Genomic DNA, 24,638 nt, shown 5'->3' on the forward strand with positions numbered 1-24,638 from the left:
AGCCGCATACCGGCCTTTTTGCGTTATGGAGAGTTGCACTTCAAATGCGAATCCGCCGTCGTCTGAAAACATTAATTATATGGTTTTCAGACGACCTTTGTTTACTTCAAAGACTCAAGCAATCAGCCGGCCATTTGTTTTGCCTGAACCGCTGTCAGGGCGATGGTGAAGACGATGTCTTCTACCAATGCGCCGCGGGAGAGGTCGTTGACCGGTTTGCGCAAACCTTGCAACAACGGACCGACGCTCAGGACGTTGGCGCTGCGTTGTACGGCTTTGTAAGTACAGTTGCCGGTGTTGAGGTTCGGGAAAATCAGGACGCTTGCCTGACCGGCGACAGTGCTTTCAGGGGCTTTGCTTTTGCCGACTGAAGGCACGGTAGCCGCATCGTATTGCAGCGGGCCGTCGATTTCCAAGTCTGGGCGTTTTTCTTTCGCCAGTTTGGTGGCTTCAATCACGGCATCGACATCAGGACCGCTGCCTGAGTTGATAGTGGAGTAAGAAATCATGGCAACTTTTGGCGGAATACCGAAGGCTTTGGCGGTATCGGCGGATTGGATGGCGATATCGGCAAGCTGTTCGGGCGTCGGGTTCGGGTTAACCGCGCAGTCGCCGAATACGAGAACTTGGTTAGGCAGCAGCATGAAGAATACGCTGGATACGAGGCTGGCGCCCGGTGCGGTTTTAATCAGTTGCAAGGCTGGACGGATGGTGTTGGCAGTCGTATGAATGGCACCGGATACCAAGCCGTCCACGTCGTTTTGCGCCATCATCATGGTGCCGAGGACGACAGTGTCTTGCAGTTGTTTGCGGGCGTCTTCAGGGGTCAGACCTTTGGATTTGCGCAATTCGCACATCGGCTCGACGTATTGTTCGATCAGTGTAGCAGGATCGACGATTTCCAAAGAGTCAGGCAGGTTGATGCCGCGTTCTTTGGCAACGGCTTCCACTTCTTCGCGTTTGGCAAGCAAGACGCAGCGGGCAATCCCTTTTTCATGGCAGATGGCGGCTGCGGCGACGGTACGCGGTTCTGCACCTTCAGGCAGGACGATGCGCATATCGGCTTTGCGGGCAAAATCAATCAGGTTGTAACGGAATTGGGCAGGAGAAAGGCGGGAGGCTTCGCGTTTTGCCAAAGCAGATACGTCTTTGAGCGTGCTGCTTGAGCCGTAGAACGTCAGTCCGGTCAGACGGGCAACTTCTTCGCCTACGGATGCTGCAGCGCCTTCAATAATGAAGCCTTCCAAAAGACCCGGTGCGTTAGTGTAAAGCTGTTTGGCAAGGTTGATTCGGTGTGCCACTTCGGCTGCATCGGCATTGTCAGATTGCAATGCCAAGACTACGCCCGCGTCCAAAGACAGTGCCAGCTCGACGTTTTTGCCGGACAGGAAGAGTTTGTCCGCATCGGGAGCGATACCTTCGATAACGAGATTGTCGGTATTGAGTGCGACGGCTTTGCCGACCACAGCGTCAAACCAGTCGTCGCTTTTGCCTTGCGCCAACAGGGTTTCGGCGGATGCGTCGAGTGGTTGGAAAATTTGCGCGCCCAAAGCTTGGGCAAAGGCTTTGCTTGCTGCTGCCACGTCCAAACCGGCGGATACCGGAGCGACCAATAATTTAGCCATGATATGTGTCCTTTCTGTGTGGAGGTTGTCCGTCTAGGAAGTTGTCCGTCGCCGCCGTGATGCGGACGTAACGGCAATGGCTTAATACTAACAAACAAATTGCGTTTCCAACAAGGTTAAATGTTAATGGATTGAGCGAAAATGCAATGGATTTTTAAGGGACTGATACTGTCTGTGCGAAATACAGAAAAGGTCGTCTGAAAAAACCTTTAATGGGGTTTTCAGACGACCTTTTTTGATCAGTTCGGGCGGTTTGGTTGTCAGCCTTTGAACACGGGGACGAGTTCTAGTTGGCTTAATACCTGTGCGGCGATGTTGATGACGCCGAAGAGGAAAACCCAAACCATCAGTCCGAATCCGCCGTAAACCTTGTAGTTTTTGCCTGTGCCGAATTTTTGGCGCGAACGGTAGAGCAGCATGGCGGGGATGATGCCGGTCCAAATAGTTGCTGCCAGACCGACGTAGCCGATGGCGGTAACGAAGCCTGTTGGATACAACAGACAGAAAATCAGGGGCGGCAGGAAGGTGAGGGCGGCGGTTTTGGTGCGGCCGGACACGCTGTCGTTCCATTTGAAGATGTCGGCGATGTAGTCAAAGAGGCCGAGCGTTACGCCGAGGAAGGAAGTGGCAATCGCCATGTAGGAGAAGAGGGTCAACACTTTGTCCATGCTGCCGGTTTGGGCGAACTTGGACAGGGCTTCGATGAGGACGGAGACTTGTCCTTCGGCGGCAATCACGGGGGCGAACTCGCTGCGCGGCAAGTTGCCTTGGATGGCGATTTGCCACAGGACGTAAATCACGAGTGCAATCAGTGTACCCGCCCAGATGGATTTCGCCACTTTGCGCGCATCGCCTTTAAAGTATTTGAGCAGGCTGGAGACGTTGCCGTGGAAGCCGAAGGAGGCGAGGCAGACGGGCAGGGCGGTGGCGGCGTAAATCCAGTAGCTGGTGCCTGCGGGTGCTTGGGTGTCGAAAAGGACGGGCAGTTTGGCATCGGCAATCAGTCCGCCGGTTGCCCAAATGAAGGTCAGCACCATGCCGCCGATGAGGACGCTGGTGAAGCGGTCGACCAGTCGTGCCGACGCCCACACGCAAAAGGCGAGGATGCCGAAGAAGACGAGTTGTCCGACGGTGAGCGAAACGTCGCTCCCCACCGCGCTGCCTAGGCCTTTGGCGGTCAAGTCGCCTCCGACGAAGATATAGGCATAGGTGAGCAGGTATAAAACGAAGGCGACGGCAATGCCGTTGATGGCGTTCCAAATCGGTCCGAGCAGGTCTTTGACCATGGTGTCGAAGCTCGCGCCGTGCGGATAGTGGGTGTTGACTTCAAGGATCATCAGACCGCTGGAGAGCATGGAAAACCAAGTGTAAAGCAACACAATCAGCGAGCCGGTGAACCAGACGCCGGAAGTGGCGGTCGGGTTGGCGAGCATACCTGCGCCGATAACCGTACCGGCGATAATCATGGCGCCGCCGAAAAGCGACGGGGTTTTGACGGACATGAAATTCTCCTCGGAAAAACAGTCCGCCATTATGCCGTAAAGTGTAGGGATTGGTAAGGAGGTCGTCTGAAAATTACGGAGAATGGCAGACAGTAGGGAACTTTTTGGGTGGGGCAGCGGTGTGTGGATGAGAACAATTTAATTTTTTGAAAGATAGGGAGAAACTGCGGTTTCTACTTTTTTTGCCTGATTGGGTTTAAAAAAGGTTTTCAGACGACCTTTTGCTTGAAAATGCTGAATTTAAATATTTATACAGCATTTTATGGCTAATTTTTTTTTCCAATTTTGCCTTCCTAGAATGCGCAACCCTTACAGAGGCCGTATCCGAAACAGGGTGTGATAACAAAAAACATACGACACATCAAGCAGAAAGGAAGCCGCATGAGCCAATCATACGAAGTCATTTTTGAAAACAACCGCAAATGGCAGGAAACGAAGAGGCAACAATGCTCCGATTATTTTAAAGACCTCGCCGACGGGCAAAACCCCGAATACCTCTACATCGGCTGCTCCGACAGCCGTGTCGCAGCGGAGGAGTTGATGGGATTTGAACCGGGCGACGTGTTTGTATAGTGGATTAACTTTAAACCAGTACGGTGTTGCCTCGCCTTGCCGTACTATCTGTACTGTCTGCGGCTTCGTCGCCTTGTCCTGATTTAAATTTAATCCACTATACACCGCAACGTTGCCAACCTTGTTCACGGTTTGGACATGAATGCCGCTTCCGCCATCGAATACGCCGTCTCGCATCTGAAAGTCAAACACATCATCATCTACGGCCACTACAACTGCGGCGGCATCAAAGCGGCGATGCTGCCCGAAGATTTGGGCGCGATGAATCCGTGGCTGCGCAACATCCGCGACGTGTACCGCCTGCATCGGGAAGAACTTGACGCAATCGAAGACGAGCACCTGCGCCTGGTCGAATTGAACGTGCAGGAACAGTGCCTCAACGTCATCAAAATGGCGTGCGTGCAGGAAAGATACCTGCTCGATGGCTACCCGATTGTGCACGGCTGGGTCTTCGACCTGCGTACCGGCGGCCTCATCGATTTGAACATCGACTTCAAAAACATTCTCGCCGACATTCAGAAAATCTACGACCTCACCGATTCCGAAAGGGTGGTCAACGCGCGCAAGAAAGTGGGTTGATGGCTCGGAGGTCGTCTGAAAAGCAGTTTGGACAAGAGTCCTGATTTTTCAGACGACCTTAATTTATCCCAATCCTATCAAATACAAAAACATACACACATCAGGAGTACCCCTCACTATGAAATCCCATCAGAAAAAACAACCTTTGGGCAGCCTGTTCAAGTCCAATTTCGCTTTCGGACTGGTCGTCTTCCTCGTCGCCCTGCCGTTGTGCCTCGGCATCGCGCTTGCTTCCGGCGCGCCGCCGTTGTCCGGCGTGTTGGCGGGTATCGTCGGCGGCATCGTCACCGGTTCGCTAAGCACTTCGCATATCAGCGTTTCCGGCCCTGCCGCAGGCTTGGCAGCGATTATCCTTGCCGCGATTACCGAACTCGGTTCGTTCGAGTTGTTTCTGTGTGCGGGCTTAATCGCCGGTGCAATCCAGCTTTTGCTCGGCTTTATCCGCGCCGGCAGCCTTGCCGACCCCGCCGCTCTGTTTGCCGACATCCACACAGGCTCCCTTTTGCTAGCGGGCGTGTCGATGGCCATCCTAATCGTATGGGACAAAATCCCCGCGTTGAAAAACATCAAAGCCTTGCCCGCCGCGCTGGTTGCCGTGGGTGCGGGGATACTGATGAACCAATGGTTTGTCGCCAGCGGCAGTAGCCTTGCCATTTCCGCCGGACAACTCGTCCAACTGCCTATCCCCGACACATGGCGCGAAGCCGCAGGTACGCTCACGCTGCCCAATTTCTCAGGTTTCGGCAACAGCTACGCCGCCGACCGCCTCGACACCCGCCGCCGCATCACCTCCGTCGTCGTGCGCTCGTCCGCCAACGCCAATGCAGGCGCGACGCACAAACTCTCTGCCTTTATTCATGGCGTTTTGTTGCTGGTGTACGTTTTGGCGATTCCCTTTATCCTCAACATGATACCCCTGTCCACCCTCGCCGCCGTCTTGCTGCTGGTGGGCTACAAACTGGCAAAACCCGCCACCCTCCTGCATTTCTGGCATAAAGGGCTGTACCAGTTCATCCCCTTCGCCGCCACCCTAGTCGCTGTTGTCGCGCTCGACCTGCTCAAAGGCGTCGGCATCGGGCTCGCCATCAGCATCATCTTCATCCTTCAGGGCAATATGAAACGCGCCTACTACCTCAGCCGCGAAGAACTCGCCGAAGCCGACGAAATCAGCTTGGAACTGGCGGAAGAAGTCTCGTTCCTGAACAAAGCCGCCATCAAGAAAACCCTGAAAAACATCCGTCCGGGTTCCAAAGTAACCATCAACGCCGAACGCTCGTCCTACATCGCCGGCGACGTATTGGAACTGATTGAAGACTTCGCCAACGTCTTCGCCAAGGAAAACGACATAGACGTCGTGCTCAAAGGCTTCAAATCCGACTACGACCACGAAGGCCGCGACCACCACAGCCATGTGCGGGTGGGACACAGCGCGAGTATTTAGGAGTCAGGTTGGAGACTGTGGGAGAAGAAAGAGGTCGTCTGAAAAACCTGTTTCAAGCTTTTCAGACGACCTTTTTAGCAGATGCAAATAGAAAATACCGGCTTCGTCATTCCCGCGCAGGCGGGAATCCAGGTTTTGGAGGTTATGGAAATCTTTAAAAATTGCAGCGGTCTTTCAGAGTCTGGATTCTCGCCTGCGCAGGAATGACGGCGGCTTATGAATCGGCTGTTTCGTCCGACAGAAAAGAAACATAATGAAATATTTAAAAAACAGCAGGATTCGCGGGCAAAGCCCACGCTACACCGTCGGGCGATGCCTAAAGTCGGAGAAAACCCATAGTGGAATTTTTTGTGTTGGTTTGAGGGATAACAATCGTAGCGTGGGCTTTGCCCACGAGAATCCGCTCCTCTCCCGTCCGGCGGGAGAGGGTTGGGGAGAAGGTCGCTCTTGCCCCTTATGCCGTATATCCGCAAACCACCCCCGTCCTAACCTTCCCCCGCTAGACGGGAGAAGAGATAAGGTTGCTGTAGCTGTAAAAGGTCGTCTGAAAAACCTATTTCGAGTTTTTTCAGACGACCTTTTTTGACAAATTCAAATAGAAAATACCTGCTTCGTCATTCCCGCGCAGGCGGGAATCCAGGTTTTGGAAGTTATGGAAATCTTTAAAAATTGCAGCGGCCTTTCAGAGTCTGGATTCCCGCCTGCGCGGGAATGACGGCGGCTGATGAATCGGCTGTTTTGTCCGACAGAAAAGAAACATAACGAAATATCCAAAAAAAACAGCAGGATTCGCGGGTAAAGCCCACGCTACACTGTCGGGCAACGCCCAAACCTGGTGGAAAGCCCATAGCGGGAGTTGTTGTGTTGATTTGTGGGGTAACTGTAACCTGGGCTTTGCCCACGAGAATTCGCTCCCTCTCCCGTCTGGCGGGAGAGAGTTGGGGAGAGGTGGCTCTTGCCCTTTATTCCGTATATCCTCCACCCCGCCACACCATCCTAACTTGCCCCCGCCAGACGGGGAAGGGATCAGGTTGCTGTAACTGAAAAAGGTCGTTTGAAAACCTTATCTCAAGTTTTCAGACGACCTTACGTTTTTGACGGATTTGACGACGGTAATTTAGAACGTAACTGCTTCAGCCAAAATTTTACCCGCCAAGTCTTTGGGCGACAGGTTGGGTTCGCCTTGCAGCGGCCATTCGATGCCGACTGTCGGGTCGTTCCAAATCAGTGAATGTTCGGCTTTCGGGTTGTAATAATCCGTGCATTTGTAAACGAATTCGGCTTCATCGCTCAAAACGTAAAAGCCGTGTGCAAAACCTTCGGGTACCCAAAGCTGGCGTTTGTTTTCCGCCGACAGGATTTCGCCCGCCCATTTGCCGAAAGTCGGCGAGTCTTTACGCATATCGACGGCAACGTCAAACACTTCGCCGACAACGACGCGGACGAGTTTGCCTTGCGTGTTTTTGGTTTGGTAATGCAGGCCGCGCAATACGCCTTTGTCTGATTTGGAATGGTTTTCCTGCACAAAGGTGCGGTCGCAGACGTTGGCCTTAAACCATTCGTCGCGGAAGGTTTCCATGAAGAAGCCGCGTGCGTCGCCGAAGACTTGGGGTTCTAAAAGTTTGACGTCGGGTAGGGTGGTATCGATGATTTTCATGAAGTATTCTCAAATATGGGACGGGTCGTCTGAAAACGGACGGGATGTTACAAACAAGCCATTTCGTTTGCCATTTGCTGCTCTAAGGTTTCGCGTCGGCGGATGAGTCGGTATTCGTTGCCGTCCACCAAAACTTCCGCCGCACGGTTGCGCGTGTTGTAATTGCTCGCCATGCTGGCGCCGTACGCGCCCGCGCTGCGGATAACCAGCAAATCGCCTTCTTCGCAGGCGATGGTGCGGTCTTTGCCGAGAAAGTCGCCGGTTTCGCAAATCGGGCCGACAATGTTGGCGGTCAGCGGCGGGATATTTTTTGGTTCTACCGCTTCAATATGGTGATAGGCGTCATACAGTGCGGGGCGCATGAGGTCGTTCATGGCGGCATCGACCATGACGAAGTTTTTCTCTTCGCCGTGTTTGACGAACTCGACGCGCGTCAGCAGCGAGCCTGCGTTGCCGACCAGGCTGCGGCCGGGTTCGAGGATGAGTTTCAGACGACGTGTGCCAATCAGTTTTTGAACCGCTTGGGCATACGCGCCCAAATCGGGGACGGTTTCGTCTTGATAAACGATGCCGACGCCGCCGCCTAAGTCCAAATGTTCTAAAACGATGCCTTCATCAGCCAACTGATCCACCAAAATCAAAATGCGCTCGCAGGCTTCGATGAGCGGGCTTAAGTCGGTCAGTTGCGAACCGATGTGGCAGTCGATGCCGATGATGTTGAGGTGGCTTTGGCGGGCGGCGTGGCGGTAGGCTTCGAGTGCGTCGGCGTAGGCGATGCCGAATTTGTTGGCTTTCAGGCCTGTGGAGATGTAGGGATGTGTTTTGGCATCGACATCAGGGTTGACGCGCAGGGAGACGGACGCGGTTTTGCCCAAGCGTTCGGCAACCTTTTGAATGCGGTCGATTTCGGGGATGCTTTCCATATTGAAGCATTTCACGCCGGCATGCAGCGCAAACTCGATTTCCGCCTCGCTTTTGCCCACGCCTGAAAAGATGGTTTTCGCCGCGTCGCCGCCCGTCGCCAAAACGCGCGCCAATTCGCCACCGGAGACGATGTCAAAACCGCTGCCCAGCGAGGCGAAGTGTTTGATGATGCTCAGATTGCCGTTTGCCTTGACGGCGTAGCAGACGAGCGGGGAAAGCGCGGCAAACGCGGTTTGGTAATTTTCAAATGCTTCGGTCAGCGCGGATTGGCTGTACACATAAAGCGGTGTGCCGAATTCTTCGGCAAGAAGGGGGTAAGGGACTTGTTCGCAATGCAGGGTCATGGTGGTAAGACTTAGTCGTTGGTTTGATTGGTCGGCTCTTTGGAAGAATGGACTTTTAAGCCGGTTTGGATCACGCCGAAACGCGCCTTGTCGCCTTCTTTGGGCAAGTAGAGGTCGCCTTTGTAACCGCAGGCCGAGAGCAGGAGGGCGGTCGCAGCCGCAAAAAATACGCCGTATTTCATCGGTAAACTTCCTTCATAAGCGCGAATGTGGCAAGATTCGGTATCTTAAACAAAAAACACACAAAAAGCCATGATGACCGAAAGCGAATTCATCCGCATGAGCGAAGAATTGTTCGAACACATCGAAGACCAAATCGACGAAAACGGCTGGGATTTCGACTGCCAGTTTGCCGGAAACGTCCTGACCATCGAAGCCGAAGACGGCACGCAAATCATCGTCAACCGCCACACGCCCAATCAGGAATTGTGGATTGCCGCAAAAAGCGGCGGCTACCATTTCGCCGAACAAAACGGCAAATGGCTGGCAACGCGCGACAATCGCGATTTCTACGACGTTTTGAACGAAGCACTGAGCGCGGCTTCGGGCGAAGCGGTTGAGATTGCCGAATTGTGATCGGACTCAGAAGCCCATCTCACACCCAAAATATTTACTCAAAAGGATAATCCAATGCCCCTGTTAGACAGTTTTAAAGTCGACCACACCCGTATGCACGCCCCCGCCGTGCGTGTAGCGAAAACCATGACCACGCCCAAAGGTGACACCATTACCGTATTCGATCTGCGCTTTTGCGTTCCCAACAAAGAAATCCTGTCCGAAAAAGGCATCCACACGCTGGAGCATTTGTTCGCAGGCTTTATGCGCGACCACTTGAACGGCAACGGCGTCGAAATCATCGACATTTCACCGATGGGCTGCCGCACCGGTTTCTACATGAGCCTCATCGGTACGCCCGACGAGCAGCAGGTCGCCGACGCTTGGCTCGCTTCGATGCAGGATGTGGTCAATGTCAAAGACCAAAGCAAAATCCCCGAATTGAACGAATACCAATGCGGCACTTACATGATGCACTCGCTCGCTGAAGCGCAAGAAATCGCGCAAAACGTCCTGACGCGCAAAGTGGCGGTGAACAAAAATGAAGAGCTGACGCTGGATGAAAGTTTGCTGAACGCGTAATGATAGGTTTTGAAAAAGGTCGTCTGAAAACGGGAAACCGATTGCAGACGACCTTTAGGTTTGGGTGCGTGATATTCCGCTGTCGGTTTGTTTAAGCGGAAAAATATATTTCAAAACTAAAAAATAAAATACGAGGACAAGATAAATACGGGAAGTTCCTATAAGGTTATTCTACAATACACCTTTTATTCATTGCGTAAGGTCGTCTGAAATGACGGATTTGTCGAAAGGTCTGATTGCGGCGGCATTGTCCAATATTTTGTTTGTCGTGCTGTTTCTATACGGAATTTGGATGAAGCCGATGACGGGGACGGAAGTCTTCGCTTGGCGTATGGTGGCGATGCTGGCGGCTTTGTTCGTCCTGATGGAGATGGTGGGCGGCTGGCAGGCGGCAGACAGATTTATACGCGGCGTCGGCCGGGATTGGAAACGCTGGCTGCTGATTTTCCTGCCCACCCCTGTTTTTGCGAGCCAGTTGTGGCTGTTTGTCTGGTCGCCTGTCAACGGAGAGGGCGTGAATGTGGCGATGGGCTATTTTCTGTTTCCGCTGGCTATGATGTTGTGCGGGCGGATTTGGTTTAAAGAACGCCTCAACCGCCTGCAAACGGCGGCGGTCATGCTGGCGTGTGCCGGCGTGGCGTGGGAATGGCTGCGGATGGGAGCGTTTTCGTGGGCAACGGTGTGGGTGTTCGGCACTTATCCTGTTTATTACCTGCTGCGGCGAAGGTTGGGCGTGCCGCCCTTGGTCGGGCTGACGCTGGATTTGATGGTGATTGCGCCGTGTGCGCTGGTGTATATCGTATTTTTTACGGATACGTTAGGTTTGATTGCCGATATACCGGTATTGGCGGGGTTTGTGGTATTGCTGGGGATAAACAGCGCGGTAGCCATGCATTTGAACCTGAAGGCAAATCAATTATTGCCGGTCGCTGTCTTCGGCATGATGAGTTATTTGGAGCCTGTTTTGCTGTTTGCCGTATCGGTAACGTTTTTGGGCGAGCCTTTGCAGCCCGGGGCTTTAATCAGCTATGGTTTGATTTGGTCGGGGTTGTGCCTGATGATGGCAAACGGGTGGATCAAGGCAAGACAGAAAGCGGTTGATAAAAGATAAAGGACAATAAAAGGTCGTCTGAAAACTTGGAAACGGGTTTCAGACGACCTTTTTATTTTTAAATCAAGATGGAGGATTACCAGTTTTGTACGATTTGGGTTGCTTCGTTCAGCCGCTCTACCGTTCCGACGTCCAACCAAAGACCGTTGTGTTTTTGCGCGTCAACCTTTTCTTCGTTCATTGCTTGGCGCAGGAGGGGGGCGAGTTTGGCCTGCTGGTGCGGCGGTGTATTGCGGAAGAGTTCGGGGCGGTAAACGCCTACGCCGCTGAAAGTCAAGGCTTCGCCTGCTGATCTGTCTGAAGAGGCCAGACCGTTGGCAAGTAGGGCGAAGTCTCCGTCGGGATTGTGCGGCGGGTTGTCAACCAGCCATAGGCAGGCGAGTTTGTCTGAATGCATCAATGCTTCGGCGGCCTGTCGGGCTTTGGAAAAGTCGATGTCGGTTAGCACGTCACCATTGACAACGAGGAATGGTGCGTCGCCAAGCAGGGGTAGGGCAGTGGCAATGCCGCCTGCGGTTTCCAAGCCGCCTGCTTTTTCAGGGGAATAGGCGATGCGTACGCCGTATTGCGAGCCGTCGCCGAGCGTGGTTTCGATTTGTTCGCCGAGCCAGGCGTGATTGATGACGATTTCGGTAAAGCCTGCGGCTTTCAGACGACGTAAGTGCCAGCCGATTAAGGGTTCGCTGCCGACTTGCAGCAGGGGTTTGGGGGTATGGTCGGTCAGCGGGCGCATCCGTTCGCCGCGTCCTGCGGCAAGTATCATTGCTTTCATGGGGGAGATGGATAAGTTTGGATAATGAAATGATGGGCAGTCTGTCGGGATTGGGGAGGCTGATTCAAGGTCGTCTGAAAATGAAATTTAATGGTTTCAGACGACCTTGCGAGCTTGGGGAGCTTTATTCCAATGATTTGAATTGTCGTCGGAAATACAATAAAGCCGGGGGGTGTGTGCCGGAATTTTTGATTTCGTTGATTTCGACGTAAAAGATAAAATGCGTCCCGATTTCGTGTTGCGAAATGATACGCCCGTGCAGATGCGCCAGTGCGCCTTCGACTTCGAGTTGCCCGGTTTCGCCCCTGTTCCAAATATGGTAGGCAAAGCGTTCTTCAGGGGAAAGCCCGGTCAGGCCGGCAAAGTGTTCTGCGATGTCCTGTTGGCTTTCGGACAGGGTATTGATGCACAAGTCGCGGTTGGCCTGAAGAATCGGAATGATTGCCGACTTCCGGTTGATGCAGAGCATAATGGTCGGCGGTTCGTCGGTAACGGGGGTAACGGCAGTCATAGTAATACCGTAACGGCCGGATTCTCCATCGGTCGTGATGACGTGTACGCCTGCGGCGCAGGATGCCATGGCATCCCTGAACGGATGCTTGAGTGTGTGTGCCGAAACTGTCATTCGTCGTGCTTTTTTTATTTCAGGTGCTGTTCGATTTTCGACAGCGCCGCCAGCAGCTCTTTGAGTTCGAGCATTTTTTCTTTGGAAAGCACTTGTTCGATGGCGTCGTAACGTTCGTCCACTTGCGCGCCGATGGATTCGAAAAGTTTTTCGCCTTCGTTTGTCAGCTTTAAATAGACGCGGCGTTGGTCGTTGGACGGCTTTAGGCGTACGACAAGGCCTGCTTTTTCCAAGCGGGTCAAGATGCCGGTCAGGCTGGGGCGCAGGATGCATGCCTGATTGGCAAGGTCTTGAAAGTCCAATGTGCCGTTCTCGGCAAGCAGGCGGATGATGCGCCATTGCTGGTCGGTGATATTGGCTTGGTTCAGAATAGGACGAAATTGGGTCATCAACGCTTCCCGTGCTTGAATCAGACCGATGTTAATAGACGCATGTTTGGATTGGTTGGGCATGAGGGGTCTCCATTGTTACCGATAAACAAACCTTTGAAGCGTGAGGCAGATTTGTAAAGGCTGTATTGTCATTATAAGAGCCCTGTGAAAGCGGCAGATGCGTAGGAGCAAAAGTATCGAACCAAAAATCAGATAACATTCCGTAAGTTTGTTTTGATAGTAATGTTCCGTATTTTCTTATGTTCGTATATTAGTCTATTTTTGACATAATCTCAACAAAATCATCACTTGCCATGATAAGGGTGGTTTATTTTTTCAATAAATGAATATTTACTCGATAGCGTCATGTGCTACACGGGATTCAAGTTCTTTATATGTTAAGGAATCTAGCAAGACAGCATCAATAGAATAGATCGGAAATAAAAATTCTGGCGCGCAGTCCCCAATAAGTGCTGATTCCTGAGGTGAAGTGAACCATTTTTCCGTTTTTAATCAGGATAATGCTCGGGGTAACGGAGACTTTCCATTTTTGAGCCAAGCGTCCGTCGTTGTCGTTGACTGTAGGAAAATCAAGATGTTTTTCTGACATATAGGTACGGATATGCTCATCCGTACCGGAGTGCAGGGCAATACCGACAACAGGAATACCGTCTTCGGCAAGCCGGGAAACAGTAGGTGAAGTATAGGCGCAGATATGGCACCAGTCTCCCCATACATAGAGGACGGCGGTACGGTTTGCACTCAGTAAGGCAGGTGTCAGCGTTTCTCCTGAAAGCAGGCGCAGCGGTTCAGACGACATTTGTACGGGCGGTTCGGGTTTGCGCCACCAATCGGCAACGGCCGATAATATGGCGAAAATAACTACCGCCTGTAAAAAAGATAAGGATAGTGATTTGATGCGTGGTGGCAGACGTTTCATTTTTTGACGGTCGGAGTGAAAGAAGGGATGATACTTTGTTTTGATGCAGTGTTTCATAAAATTACCCAATGGGTCGTCTGAAAACGGTTGATGGGAAAGATGTAACTGGATTGATAAAACATTAATTACATCAAACTACATTTTTGTTATAATTCGGGTCGCAAACCTTTATCCAACCGTAACAGAGGAAAAACCATGGGCATTAAAGTCGCCATTAACGGATATGGCCGCATCGGCCGCCAAGTATTACGCGCCATCTACGATTACAACCTGCAAGACCAACTTGAAGTTGTCGCCGTCAACGCGAGCGGCAGCCTCGAAACCAACGCCCATCTGACCAAATTCGATACCGTTCACGGCCGCTTTAATGCCGACATTTCCCACGATGCAACCCATCTCATCATCAACGGCCGCAAAATCCCATTTTTCTCCACCCGCAACCCCTCCGAACTGCCATGGAAGGATTTGGAAGTTGATTTGGTCATGGAATGTACGGGCGCGTTTACCAGCAAATCCAAAGCCAACGTGCATTTGGAAAGCGGCGCGAAAAAAGTGCTGATTTCCGCACCGGGCGAGGCTGATGTTGACGCGACCATCGTTTACGGCGTGAACGACGACGTGATTACCGACGATATGACCGTCATCTCCAATGCTTCCTGCACCACCAACTGCCTTTCTCCTGTTGCCAAAGTGCTGAACGAAAACATCGGCATCGTCAAAGGCGCGATGACCACTATCCACGCTTTGACCAACGACCAAACCGTTACCGACGTGCGCCATAAAGACTTGCGCCGCGCCCGCAGCGGTGTGGAAAACATGATTCCGACCAAAACCGGCGCGGCAAAAGCCGTCGGTTTGGTCTTGCCCGAGTTGAAAGGCAAACTCGACGGCCTCGCCATCCGCGTGCCGACCGTCAATGTTTCCGTCGTCGATTTGAGCTTCCAAGCCGCACGTGATACCAGCATCGAAGAAATCAACGCGCTGATGAAAGCCGCTGCGGAAGAAGGTCGTCTGAAAGGCGTGTTGCACTACAACACGCTGCCGCTGGTGTCTATGGACTTCAACCACACCACCCAAGCCAGCACCTTTGACGCAACGCTGACCAAAGTCATCGACGGCAATATGGTCAAAGTGTTCGCTTGGTACGACAACGAGTGGGGCTTCAGCTGCCAAATGCTGAACACCGCCCGCCGTATGTTCGGTTTGGAAGTGCGCCCGTTTGAATAAAACGGATTAGAGAAGATGCTGAAAGGTCGTCTGAAAACCATGATTGGATTTTCAGACGACCTTTTCTATTTATCCGCTTGTTTTCGTTCCGGATTGAGCCAGTGCCATTGCTCGCGCAATGTTTGTTCCAATGCCTTTTGTTTTTCTTTGGGATTGTTCAGGCCGTGTGTAATACGGTTGTAGTCGAGTGTAACGGACGGGTTGGCGACATTGCCCCGTATTTTGAGTGGTATGGGCTTGGCTGAAGGATTGAGTGTGTTGCGGATAAGTAGATCCTCGGATAGTTCTTGCGTATTCAGATCGGTGTAACCGTTGCTGACTATGTGCAAATGTTCGGAAAACAATTCGGTATTGATGTGGTGGCTGATGCCCTTGTCGATTTCGCTATTGAGGGTAAAGCGGTTGAAAGGGGTTTGGGCATGCTCGCCGCCGGGGTGCTGTGCGGAAATACCGTTTTTGAGGATATGGTTTATATCTATACCTTTCCATGCCCCATTCAAAATATTGAGGGTCAGCATCCCTTGTAGGGATTGGATGAGTTGCTTGCGATTGTTGCCCCGTGCCGTCAAATCGATGACAGCATCTCCGTTGCCGCTGAAGCTGTGGAAACCGAACAAATCTTGCAACAATGGTCGGATTTGTACGTTTTGGGCATTTTGTTGGAGATGGTAGGTAGGCGGAGTTGTGTTTGCCATACTGATACCGCCTTCTGTCTGACCACCGTAGAGGCCTGCTTTAAAATGGCTTAGGGCGATGTGTTCTTTGTCGGCATTCAGCAGGGTTTCAATATTGTCCAGTTGCAGGCCGGGTATTTGGACATTGCTGATTTTGATGTTGGCATCAATTTGTGGGATTTGGCCATTGTCGAGGATTGTAGGGTAGCCTGATCCGGAGTTTGCCTGTATATCGTCCCAGTAGGGGAGCAGTGAGAGTTTTTGTAGGGCAATCCCGGCTTCTAAAAGAGGTGTTTCTCCTTCCGTTGTTTGATATTTGAATGCAAGCGCAAGGGGTTGGCGGTCGAATGTGCCTTTGAAATCCCCTTGCCAGTTTTCTTTGCCGTTCCAGTTGAATGAGCCGGTTAACTGGCTGATAAAGCGCGGATTGGGTAGGCGGTTGACCGTATCCTGCAATGTGGTCAGATTGATTGAGGATGATTGCAATCCCTTGTTTTGCTGCCACAGTAGAGGGCCTGTCAAGGTTAAACTGGTTTGATGGGCGGCATTTTTGTGGCTGGCGTTGAATTCAAAGTTATCCAATTTGGCAACACTGGTACGGATGCTTGCTTTGTCGAGTTTGAACGAGCCGTTCCATTGGCTTTCCGGCTTGCCTGCTGTAAATGCACCATTGAGCGATGGGATGTTCAATACGTTGTTTTTAAAGGATAAACGGGGAATTTGCGCGGTCAGGTGAAAATTTTGGGCAGGATTGTCCGTGCGCAGGCTAAGGTTGTCTGCTTTTAGGGAGTCGTTTTCAGACGACCATGTCCATGTACCGCTTCCATCAACGGATAGTTTGCTTTCTTTTTCAGCAACAGATGCTTCCCAAAGTAGATTGGGAATGCTCCAACCGGTTTCAGAGGCATTGAGCACACCGCTACCCTGCCATTGGATAGGTTGATTTGGGCGGCGCAGACTGCCGTTGATTTTGAAAGGGCGGCCGTCAGCACCTTCGTTGCGGACGTTTAGATAGAAGTTGTCGATAATATGTGCTTGCCCTGCGATGTTCATATGCAGAGAGCTGTTTTCTATAATCAGACGGTTTAAAGAGGTAGGGTGGGAAGGATGTAACAGGTCTTGCAGGTTCCATTTTCCGTTCTCGGTGCGCGATAACACGGCATCTGCGCCCGTAATAACCCATTTTTCGATGACAGGGTGATCGTTCCACAGACTGCTCCAGCCTAGACCGATACGGGTCTCTTTGATGTGTAAGGCGGTTTGGTTGCTATGAGGTCGGGTAATGGTAACGTTTTTTAGGGTGACGGTAGGGCGGGGAAACCAGCTCCGGCGGATGTCGCTGCTGAAGCGGATATTCCGTCCTGTTGTGCTGAAGGCGTTTTGAATGGAAACTTCGATTCGTTCGAGGGGAAATAGAGTATAAACCGATGCATACAGGGCGGCTGCGGTACAAACAAGCAATATGACCGCAGTTACGACTGTTTTCAGCCAAAATTTTCCTGAATTAAGCAGAGGATTTTTCATGCGTAAAGGCAATAAGGTAACATAACTGAAAGTATAACACATGACATTTGGGATAGTGTGGAGAGGGGATTAAGGGTGAATCTCTGGTGCGAGTGGTAGAGCTTATGGCGGGTAGGTCGTCTGAAAGCGGTAGTGTGCTAATATTGTCGTCTGTTTCAGGAGATATATGATGATTATTGTGATGGGTAAGAATGCTTCTCGGGAGTCGGTAGAGGGAGTAATCGGGTTTATCCGTAATAAGGGCTTGAAAGAGCATGTCTCTCAGGGGGAGGAGCGGACGATTATCGGTGCGGTTGGCGATGAGCGGGTGTTCCGTCCAAATGAATTGGAACGCTTGCCCGACGTGGAACGCGTTGTTCGGGTACTGAACGATTGGAAAATTATCAGCCGAGAGACGGACGAGGAAGACGGCAGGATTGTTGTACGGGGTGTGATATTCGGCGGAGCGAAGCGGTTGGATATTACTGCCGGTACGGATAGGGCGGAAGAGGCGGATGCAGTATTTGTCGATCCGTTTTACCTTCCGGCGCGCCCTTATGAAAAAGTGGACGAGCAGCGTGAAAACTTACGGGTTCGGGCGATTGTTCGGGAAATTTCTGATTTGCAGAAAACAGGCAAGCCCGTCATTGTCCGTATCCGTGATGTTCGCCAGATAGATGAGGCCTTGTCTGCCGGTGCGGATATTTTGTATTTGGGCGGCAGTATGATGACCAATCGGACGCTTTTGGATGAAGTAGGTCGTCTGAATACGCCGGTAGTGTTGTGTAAAGACAAGCATCATCGTGTTGATGATTGGTTGGTGGCGGCAGAACATATCGCTTTGCGCGGCAACAGCCATATTATGCTCGGTGAAGCCGGGACGCTCAGTTTTGAGCCGGAACATGCCTACCGTTTGGATGTCGATGCCATCGTTCGGGTCAGGAAAGTGTGCCGTCTTCCGGTTATCGCCAATATTACCCGTCTGTGGCACAACGATATGCCTCAGGAAATATTGTATCGTTTGGCAGCGGCGGCAGGTGTGAACGGGATTATCAGCGGGTAAGAGATTAATAGTGGATTAAATTTAAATCAGGACAAGGCGACGAAGCCGCAGACAGTACAGATAGTACGGAACCGATTCACTTGGTGCTTCAGCACCTTAGAGAATCGTTCTCTTTGAGCTAAGGCGAGGCAACGCCGTACTGGTTTAAAGTTAATCCACTATATATCCGGCAGTAGGGAATATGTTGATTTACTTGAAAACAAAAAACAGAACAGCGAAAACTGTTCTGTTTTTTGCTTTCAGACGACCTTAGGGTTAGCCGCTGAAGGAGTCGTCTGAAACTGTTTTACCTACTTATTGAACATTCACGGTCTCGGCTACTTCGTTGTAGCTGTCGATTTCGTTGAAGTTCATGTAGCGGTAGATTTTCTCACCTTGCTCGTTAATGATGTCGATATTGGCATGGTACTCTTCAACGGTCGGGATTTTACCCAGCTTCGAGCAAATCGCAGCTAACTCTGCCGATCCGAGGTAAACGAAGGTGTTTTTACCCAAGCGGTTCGGGAAGTTGCGTGTAGAAGTGGACATGACGGTCGCGCCTTCGTGTACTTGGGCTTGGTTACCCATACACAAAGAACAACCCGGCATTTCCATACGCGCACCGGCGCGGCCGAGTACGCCGTAGTGGCCTTCGTCGGACAACTCTTTCGCGTCCATTTTGGTCGGCGGGGCTACCCACAGGCGGACGGGGATGTCGCTCTTGCCTTCCAACAGTTTGGAAGCGGCGCGGAAGTGGCCGATGTTGGTCATGCACGAACCGATGAACACTTCGTCGATTTTTGTGCCGGAGCGTTCGGACATGAAGCATACGTCGTCCGGGTCATTCGGGCAGGCAATAATCGGCTCTTTAATGTCGTCCATGTTGACTTCAATCACAGCGGCGTATTCGGCATCTTTATCTGCTTCGAGCAGCTCCGGATTCGCCAGCCATTTCTCCATGGCTTTGATGCGGCGTTCCAAAGTACGCGGGTCTTCATAGCCGTTGGCAATCATGTTTTTCATCAACACGACGTTGGATTTCATGTACTCGATAATCGGCTCTTTGTTAAGCTTCACGGTACAGCCGGCAGCGGAGCGTTCGGCAGATGCGTCGGTCAATTCAAAAGCTTGTTCCACTTTCAAATCAGGCAGGCCTTCGATTTCGAGGATGCGGCCGGAGAAGATGTTTTTCTTACCGGCTTTGGCAACGGTCAGCAAACCTTGTTTAATCGCGTAAAGCGGAATGGCGTTCACCAAATCGCGCAGGGTTACACCCGGTTGCAGCTTGCCGCTGAAGCGTACCAATACGGACTCTGGCATATCGAGCGGCATCACGCCGGTGGCTGCTGCGAAAGCCACCAAGCCGGAGCCTGCGGGGAAGGAGATACCGATAGGGAAACGGGTGTGGCTGTCGCCGCCGGTACCGACGGTATCGGGCAGCAGCAGACGGTTGAGCCATGAGTGGATAATGCCGTCGCCCGGACGCAGAGATACGCCGCCACGGGTAGAAATAAAGGCTGGCAGTTCTTTATGGGTTCTGACATCGACAGGTTTCGGATAAGCGGCAGTGTGACAGAAAGACTGCATCACCATATCGGCGGAGAAGCCCAAACAAGCCAAGTCTTTCAACTCGTCGCGGGTCATCGGGCCGGTAGTGTCTTGCGAGCCGACCGTCGTCATGCGCGGTTCGCAGTAAGTACCCGGACGGACGCCTTGTCCTTCGGGCAGACCGCAGGCGCGACCGACCATTTTTTGTGCCAGCGTGAAACCGGCTTTGCTTTCGGCAGGCGCTTGAGGCAGGCGGAATTCGGTGGAAGCAGGCAGTTTCAGTGCTTCGCGCGCTTTGGCGGTCAGACCGCGACCGATAATCAGGTTGATACGGCCGCCGGCTTGCACTTCGTCCAGCAATACTTGGGATTTCAAGCTGAACTCGGCAACGGTTTTGCCGTTTTTCACGATTTTGCCTTCATAAGGCAGAATATCGACAACATCGCCCATTTTCAGCGCGGAAACATCGACTTCAATCGGCAATGCTCCGGAGTCTTCTTGAGTATTGAAGAAAATCGGCGCAATTTTGCCGCCCAGGCATACGCCGCCGAAGCGTTTGTTCGGTACAAATGGAATGTCTTCGCCGGTATGCCAAATGACGGAGTTGGTTGCGGATTTACGAGAAGAACCGGTACCGACCACATCGCCGACATAGGCAACGGGATGACCTTTGGCTTTGAGTTCTTCCAGCAGTTTAATCGGGCCGACTTCGCCCGGTTTGTCGGGATTGATGCCGTCGCGCGGGTTTTTCAGCATGGCCAGCGCGTGCAGCGGAATATCGGGACGGCTCCATGCGTCAGGCGCGGGAGAGAGGTCGTCTGTATTGGTTTCGCCGTCAACTTTGAAGACGGTAACGGTGATTTTTTCGGGAACTTTGGCGCGTGAGGTGAACCATTCGGCATCCGCCCAAGATTGCAAAACTTCCTGCGCGTATTTATTGCCTTTCTCGGCTTTTTCCTGAACATCGTGGAAAGAATCGAACATCAGAAGCGTGTGTTTCAAACCTTTGGCGGCAATGGGCGCGAGTTTGTCGTCGTCTAAAAGTTCGATTAAGGCGTGAATGTTGTAACCGCCGAGCATCGTACCTAAGAGTTCGGTCGCGTATTCGGGGGAAATCAGCGGACTGGATGCGCTGCCTTCGGCAACGGCAGCCAGGAATGAGGCTTTGACTTTGGCGGCATCGTCCACGCCGGGTGGAACACGGTGGGCAAGCAGATCCACCAAGAACTCGCCTTCGCCTGCAGGCGGGTTTTTCAGCAGCTCGACCAAATCGGCGGTTTGCTGCGCGTTCAAAGGGAGGGCGGGGATACCGAGGGCGGCGCGCTCGGAGACGCCTTTGCGATAGGCTTCTAACATCTCTTTGTTCCTTTTTCTGTTTTTTCTTCTGACTGTTGCAAATGATTTGTAATCAAAGAATTGTAAACAATTCTTTTCGTTATCATAGACCAGTTTGGCAAAAATTGGAATATTTATGTTATCGGATGAAATAGATGTTTACTATTGAAATAAATTATTTTGAAAAAAGGTCGTCTGAAACAGGGTTTCAGACGACCTTTTATATTTTATCGGTATGGACGATCCGTTCTTTTATCGGGCGTCTGCCTGATATTCGCTTCCGTCTTCGCGCAGAAGCTTGGGCTGTTTGCCTTTCTCGATGACGTCTTTCTCGATGACAACTTTAGTCACGCCTTTCAAATCAGGCAGTTGATACATGGTATCCAACAGGCAGCGTTCAACGATGGAGCGCAGGCCGCGCGCGCCGGTTTTGCGTTCCATTGCCTGACGGGCGATGCTGCGCAGGGCTTCTTCTTCAAATTCCAATTCGACATTTTCCATGCCGAACAGGGTTTGATATTGTTTCACTAAGGCGTTTTTCGGCTCGGTCAAAATGTTGACCAATGCGTCTTCGTCCAATTCCGCCAATGTGGCGATGACTGGCAGACGGCCGATCAACTCGGGAATCAGACCGAATTTAATCAAGTCTTCAGGCTCAACGATTCCAAACAATCCGGTAATGTCGGCATTTTCGTCCTTGCTGTGAACGGACGCACCGAAACCGATACCGCCTTTTTCAGTACGCTGACGGATCACTTTTTCCAAGCCCGCAAACGCGCCGCCGCAGATAAACAGGATGTTGGTGGTATCGACGTTGATAAATTCCTGATTAGGATGCTTGCGACCACCTTGTGGCGGAACGCTGGCAACCGTACCTTCAATCAATTTCAGTAAGGCCTGTTGCACGCCTTCGCCGGATACGTCGCGGGTAATCGACGGGTTGTCGCTTTTACGCGAGATTTTGTCGATTTCGTCGATATAGACGATACCGCGCTGGGCTTTTTCGACATCGAAATCGCATTTACCCAAAAGCTTGGTTATGATTTGCTCGACATCTTCACCGACGTAACCCGCTTCAGTCAGCGTAGTCGCGTCCGCCATGACGAACGGCACGTCCAGTTTACGCGCCAAAGACTGTGCCAACAGCGTTTTACCCGAACCGGTCGGACCGATAAGCAGGATGTTGGATTTCGACAACTCGACATTGCCGTTGGCTTTGGGGTGGCGCAGGCGTTTGTAATGGTTGTACACCGACACTGCCAAGGCTTTCTTGGCTTGTTCCTGACCGATAACGTGGTCGTTGAGGTTGGTGACGATTTCGGCAGGCGTGGGCAGTTTGTTATTTGGATGGGAAGCATCCGTTGCAGATTTTTCTTCAGAGAGGTCGTCTGAACTTTGCAGCATCACGCCGCAAGTTTCTACACATTCGTTACAGATAAAAGCGTTTTCGCCTTCAATCAGGTTCTTGACTTCATGCTCGGATTTTCCGCAAAACGAGCAAGAGCGTTTTTCTTCAGTCATAATTTATCTTCTGTTTTCAAGCAATATCGGCAAACCGTTATCCGAATGTAGCGGGAACGGTTTTCGGCAAAGTCGGTAAGTATAATCAGTATCTTAATGTTTATCAAATACCGTATGGCAAGCTGTTGGGCGTAAGGTTTTCAGACGACCCTCCGGCGCTTGGCAACACACCATGATTTCCCATCCTTAAGATGGTTTCCAATTTGGAAAAAAGATGCAAACAAACGCAAAAAAGCCATATTAAACTTTACATTTTGTTGTATTTTAAGCAAAATATCTCCTTTAATAATTCAATTGTCTTAAATTCTACTCGTTGAAATATGTCGGTTATGAAATTTTATAAAACACTGAGTGCAGCCTGTTTGGGTATGGCTTTGACTGTTGTCGCCGCTCCTGCCGCTGCAGACGATATGGATGTTTTGGGTCAATTTTTGGAACAGAATTTTCCAACCCAAAATGACCCGATGGAAGCTTTCGCATTAAGCCACGCCCAAAAAATCGAGGCTCAGGCGATGATGGCGGGGCCGCTTTTGACATCGCAGGCCGCTCTGATTTTTAACAATAAAACAGGTGAAATCCTGTATCAGAAAAACGCAGACCGCGTGATGCCGATCGCGTCCATTTCCAAACTGATGAGCGCGATGGTCGTTTTGGACGCGCGTTTGGATATGAACGAGCGCATCACCATTACTGCCGATGAAATCGACCGACTGAAAGGTACGGGCAGCCGCCTTGCCGTCGGTACGACGCTGACGCGCGGCGAATTGCTGCTCCTTAGCCTGATGAGCAGCGAAAACCGCGCAACACACGCGCTGGGCCGCACCTATCCGGGCGGTATGTCGGCGTTTGTTTCCGCCATGAATGCCAAAGCGCAAAGTCTTGGCATGTATAGCAGCCGTTTCTACGAACCTACCGGTCTGAATTTCCAAAATGTATCGACCGCCAACGATTTAAACCGTATGGTCGCTGCGGCAAGCAAATATCCGCTTATCAACAAAAACTCGACCTCCAACTACGGATCGGTTTGGACGGCAAACGGCCGCCAAAACTATAAAAACTCTAATGCCCTCGTGCGCGAAGGCGGCTGGAACATCGAGCTTCAGAAAACCGGTTATATCCGCGAAGCAGGACGCTCGATGGTGGTTAAGGCAAACGTCCAAAACCAGCCGATTACCATCGTATTGCTGAACTCGCCGACTTCGACAACCCGCGTAAACGACGCGCGTAAGATCGAATCTTGGATGTTGCAGCGCCGCTCTTGAAATACTTGTTATGCCGTCTGATTTTCAGGCGGCATTTTATTGTATGGCAATGGGTGAAAACGGAAGGCGTTTTGTAAGGCTTTGGTCTTTATCTTTTGTCAGGCATCAAGGAATTTTTGAAATGAACAAAATCAGTGAAAAGTATGGATTATGGCTCGGGGTTGCGGCGTTGGCGGGTTGTACTTCCGTCGCCGATATGGTGGGATACGATACGGCTGCTTTGAACGAGGGAGCCGAGCGAAACTATACGCAGGTTGTACAAAAAGCGCGCAGCCAGAATGCGCTGGATGTCAGATCTCCGACGGCGCAGCGTGTCCATCGGGTGTTTTCCCGACTGGTTCCGTATGCCAACCGCGCCAACCATACCGGCATACCTTTTAATTGGCAGATGAACGTTATCCGCAGCAACGAGTTGAATGCTTGGGCGATGCCGGGCGGAAAAATGGCGGTATATACCGGCATGGTCGAACGTTTGCAACTGACGGATGATGAAATCGCCGCAGTCATCGGGCATGAAATGACCCATGCCCTGCTCGAACACAGCAAAAAAGCCATCGGAGGCCAAGTATTGACCGGCTTGGGCGGTTCTATTTTGGCAGGTGCCGTCGGTTTGGACGGAAATTTGGTCGGCGTCGGAACAGATTTATTGGCAACCAAACCTTTTTCGCGTCATCAGGAAAGCGAGGCAGATGCGGGAGGCGTCCGCCTGATGGCTCAAGCAGGTTACAATCCGCAGGCGGCAATCAGCGTATGGGAAAAAATGAATAGGGCGCAAGGCGGCAGTCAGGTTGCCATCTTGTCAACCCATCCCGCCAACAATACCCGTATCGAAGCAATCCGCAGGATGTTGCCGGAAGTTATGCCTATTTATCACCAAAATAAACGCTGATATTTTGTGTTGATGGATATTTTCAAACTGTTTTAG

The 24,638-nt window shown here is 51.6% G+C and carries 23 protein-coding genes; 10 read left to right on the top strand and 13 right to left on the bottom strand.

What is annotated here, in order from left to right; genetic code table 11:
• Positions 1–122 precede the first annotated feature (122 nt).
• Both pta and NSCA4_RS0101900 read right to left on the bottom strand, forming a co-directional pair.
• A complete protein-coding gene (pta, locus tag NSCA4_RS0101895) occupies positions 123–1,625 on the bottom strand; it encodes a phosphate acetyltransferase (RefSeq protein WP_016686564.1) in 1,503 nt (500 codons plus the stop codon).
• A 260-nt stretch (positions 1,626–1,885) separates the two neighbouring features.
• Positions 1,886–3,127 (bottom strand): aromatic amino acid transporter, encoded by a 1,242-nt coding sequence (locus NSCA4_RS0101900; protein ID WP_016686565.1) that lies wholly within the window; start codon positions 3,125–3,127, stop codon positions 1,886–1,888.
• Positions 3,128–3,508: 381 nt separating this feature from the next.
• Here NSCA4_RS0101900 and NSCA4_RS13485 point away from each other — a divergent pair, with 381 nt between their 5' ends.
• From NSCA4_RS13485 to NSCA4_RS0101910, 3 genes are all read left to right on the top strand, one after another.
• Positions 3,509–3,700, top strand: coding sequence for a carbonic anhydrase (locus NSCA4_RS13485; RefSeq protein WP_016686566.1), 192 nt, complete (start codon positions 3,509–3,511; stop codon positions 3,698–3,700).
• A 138-nt stretch (positions 3,701–3,838) separates the two neighbouring features.
• Positions 3,839–4,279 (top strand): carbonic anhydrase, encoded by a 441-nt coding sequence (locus NSCA4_RS13490; protein WP_016686567.1) that lies wholly within the window; start codon positions 3,839–3,841, stop codon positions 4,277–4,279.
• A gap of 118 nt (positions 4,280–4,397) precedes the next feature.
• Positions 4,398–5,720 (top strand): SulP family inorganic anion transporter, encoded by a 1,323-nt coding sequence (locus tag NSCA4_RS0101910; protein ID WP_016686568.1) that lies wholly within the window; start codon positions 4,398–4,400, stop codon positions 5,718–5,720.
• A gap of 662 nt (positions 5,721–6,382) precedes the next feature.
• Here the strand turns inward: NSCA4_RS0101910 and NSCA4_RS15705 are convergent.
• From NSCA4_RS15705 to lptM, 4 genes are all read right to left on the bottom strand, one after another.
• On the bottom strand, positions 6,383–6,622 hold the full coding sequence (locus tag NSCA4_RS15705; RefSeq protein ID WP_141565452.1) for a hypothetical protein: 240 nt from the start codon (positions 6,620–6,622) through the stop codon (positions 6,383–6,385).
• 215 nt (positions 6,623–6,837) lie between these two features.
• A complete protein-coding gene (gene rfbC, locus NSCA4_RS0101920; RefSeq protein ID WP_016686570.1) occupies positions 6,838–7,377 on the bottom strand; it encodes a dTDP-4-dehydrorhamnose 3,5-epimerase in 540 nt (179 codons plus the stop codon).
• Positions 7,378–7,424: 47 nt separating this feature from the next.
• Positions 7,425–8,645 (bottom strand): diaminopimelate decarboxylase, encoded by a 1,221-nt coding sequence (lysA, locus tag NSCA4_RS0101925; protein WP_016686571.1) that lies wholly within the window; start codon positions 8,643–8,645, stop codon positions 7,425–7,427.
• Positions 8,646–8,656: 11 nt separating this feature from the next.
• Positions 8,657–8,827 carry an LPS translocon maturation chaperone LptM gene (lptM, locus tag NSCA4_RS12620; RefSeq protein WP_003745044.1) on the bottom strand — a complete coding sequence of 57 codons (171 nt, stop codon included), beginning with the start codon at positions 8,825–8,827 and terminating at the stop codon, positions 8,657–8,659.
• A gap of 70 nt (positions 8,828–8,897) precedes the next feature.
• Here lptM and cyaY point away from each other — a divergent pair, with 70 nt between their 5' ends.
• From cyaY to rarD, 3 genes are all read left to right on the top strand, one after another.
• Positions 8,898–9,221, top strand: coding sequence for an iron donor protein CyaY (cyaY, locus tag NSCA4_RS0101935; RefSeq protein ID WP_016686572.1), 324 nt, complete (start codon positions 8,898–8,900; stop codon positions 9,219–9,221).
• Between the two features lie 54 nt (positions 9,222–9,275).
• Entirely contained in the window at positions 9,276–9,782 is a 507-nt protein-coding gene (gene luxS / locus NSCA4_RS0101940) for an S-ribosylhomocysteine lyase (RefSeq protein ID WP_016686573.1), read from the top strand.
• A gap of 211 nt (positions 9,783–9,993) precedes the next feature.
• On the top strand, positions 9,994–10,893 hold the full coding sequence (gene rarD / locus NSCA4_RS0101945) for an EamA family transporter RarD (RefSeq protein ID WP_016686574.1): 900 nt from the start codon (positions 9,994–9,996) through the stop codon (positions 10,891–10,893).
• 76 nt (positions 10,894–10,969) lie between these two features.
• On the opposite strand, the gene murU is transcribed toward rarD, so the two are convergent.
• The 4 genes from murU to NSCA4_RS0101965 all read right to left on the bottom strand — a co-directional run bounded on the left by murU (position 10,970) and on the right by NSCA4_RS0101965 (position 13,601).
• Positions 10,970–11,665, bottom strand: coding sequence for an N-acetylmuramate alpha-1-phosphate uridylyltransferase MurU (murU, locus tag NSCA4_RS0101950; protein ID WP_029609449.1), 696 nt, complete (start codon positions 11,663–11,665; stop codon positions 10,970–10,972).
• A 124-nt stretch (positions 11,666–11,789) separates the two neighbouring features.
• Positions 11,790–12,290 (bottom strand): 4-hydroxyphenylacetate 3-monooxygenase, reductase component, encoded by a 501-nt coding sequence (gene hpaC / locus NSCA4_RS0101955; protein WP_029609450.1) that lies wholly within the window; start codon positions 12,288–12,290, stop codon positions 11,790–11,792.
• Positions 12,291–12,304: 14 nt separating this feature from the next.
• The gene (gene hpaR / locus NSCA4_RS0101960; RefSeq protein ID WP_016686577.1) at positions 12,305–12,742 is read right to left on the bottom strand and encodes a homoprotocatechuate degradation operon regulator HpaR; all 438 of its coding nucleotides are present in this window, start codon (positions 12,740–12,742) and stop codon (positions 12,305–12,307) included.
• A 340-nt stretch (positions 12,743–13,082) separates the two neighbouring features.
• Positions 13,083–13,601: a protein disulfide oxidoreductase gene (locus NSCA4_RS0101965; protein ID WP_036537922.1), complete on the bottom strand. Its 519-nt coding sequence runs from the start codon at positions 13,599–13,601 to the stop codon at positions 13,083–13,085.
• A gap of 195 nt (positions 13,602–13,796) precedes the next feature.
• Between NSCA4_RS0101965 and gap the strand changes: the two genes are divergently transcribed.
• Entirely contained in the window at positions 13,797–14,828 is a 1,032-nt protein-coding gene (gap, locus tag NSCA4_RS0101970) for a type I glyceraldehyde-3-phosphate dehydrogenase (RefSeq protein WP_016686579.1), read from the top strand.
• 65 nt (positions 14,829–14,893) lie between these two features.
• Here the strand turns inward: gap and NSCA4_RS0101975 are convergent, their stop codons facing one another.
• Positions 14,894–17,026, bottom strand: coding sequence for an AsmA family protein (locus NSCA4_RS0101975; RefSeq protein WP_036537924.1), 2,133 nt, complete (start codon positions 17,024–17,026; stop codon positions 14,894–14,896).
• A 169-nt stretch (positions 17,027–17,195) separates the two neighbouring features.
• Here NSCA4_RS0101975 and NSCA4_RS0101980 point away from each other — a divergent pair, with 169 nt between their 5' ends.
• Complete coding sequence (locus NSCA4_RS0101980) at positions 17,196–18,068, top strand: chorismate mutase (RefSeq protein ID WP_029609453.1); 873 nt, start codon at positions 17,196–17,198, stop codon at positions 18,066–18,068.
• Positions 18,069–18,362: 294 nt separating this feature from the next.
• Here the strand turns inward: NSCA4_RS0101980 and acnB are convergent, their stop codons facing one another.
• The gene (acnB, locus tag NSCA4_RS0101985; RefSeq protein WP_016686582.1) at positions 18,363–20,951 is read right to left on the bottom strand and encodes a bifunctional aconitate hydratase 2/2-methylisocitrate dehydratase; all 2,589 of its coding nucleotides are present in this window, start codon (positions 20,949–20,951) and stop codon (positions 18,363–18,365) included.
• Positions 20,952–21,182: 231 nt separating this feature from the next.
• Positions 21,183–22,451 carry an ATP-dependent Clp protease ATP-binding subunit ClpX gene (clpX, locus tag NSCA4_RS0101990; RefSeq protein ID WP_016686583.1) on the bottom strand — a complete coding sequence of 423 codons (1,269 nt, stop codon included), beginning with the start codon at positions 22,449–22,451 and terminating at the stop codon, positions 21,183–21,185.
• A 368-nt stretch (positions 22,452–22,819) separates the two neighbouring features.
• Here clpX and NSCA4_RS0101995 point away from each other — a divergent pair, with 368 nt between their 5' ends.
• The gene (locus NSCA4_RS0101995; protein WP_016686584.1) at positions 22,820–23,713 is read left to right on the top strand and encodes a serine hydrolase; all 894 of its coding nucleotides are present in this window, start codon (positions 22,820–22,822) and stop codon (positions 23,711–23,713) included.
• 121 nt (positions 23,714–23,834) lie between these two features.
• Entirely contained in the window at positions 23,835–24,602 is a 768-nt protein-coding gene (locus tag NSCA4_RS0102000; protein WP_016686585.1) for a M48 family metallopeptidase, read from the top strand.
• The last annotated feature ends 36 nt before the right edge of the window (positions 24,603–24,638 follow it).

Source organism: Neisseria sicca 4320 (assembly GCF_000193735.1).
In the GTDB taxonomy this organism is placed as follows: Bacteria; Pseudomonadota; Gammaproteobacteria; order Burkholderiales; family Neisseriaceae; genus Neisseria; species Neisseria sicca_E.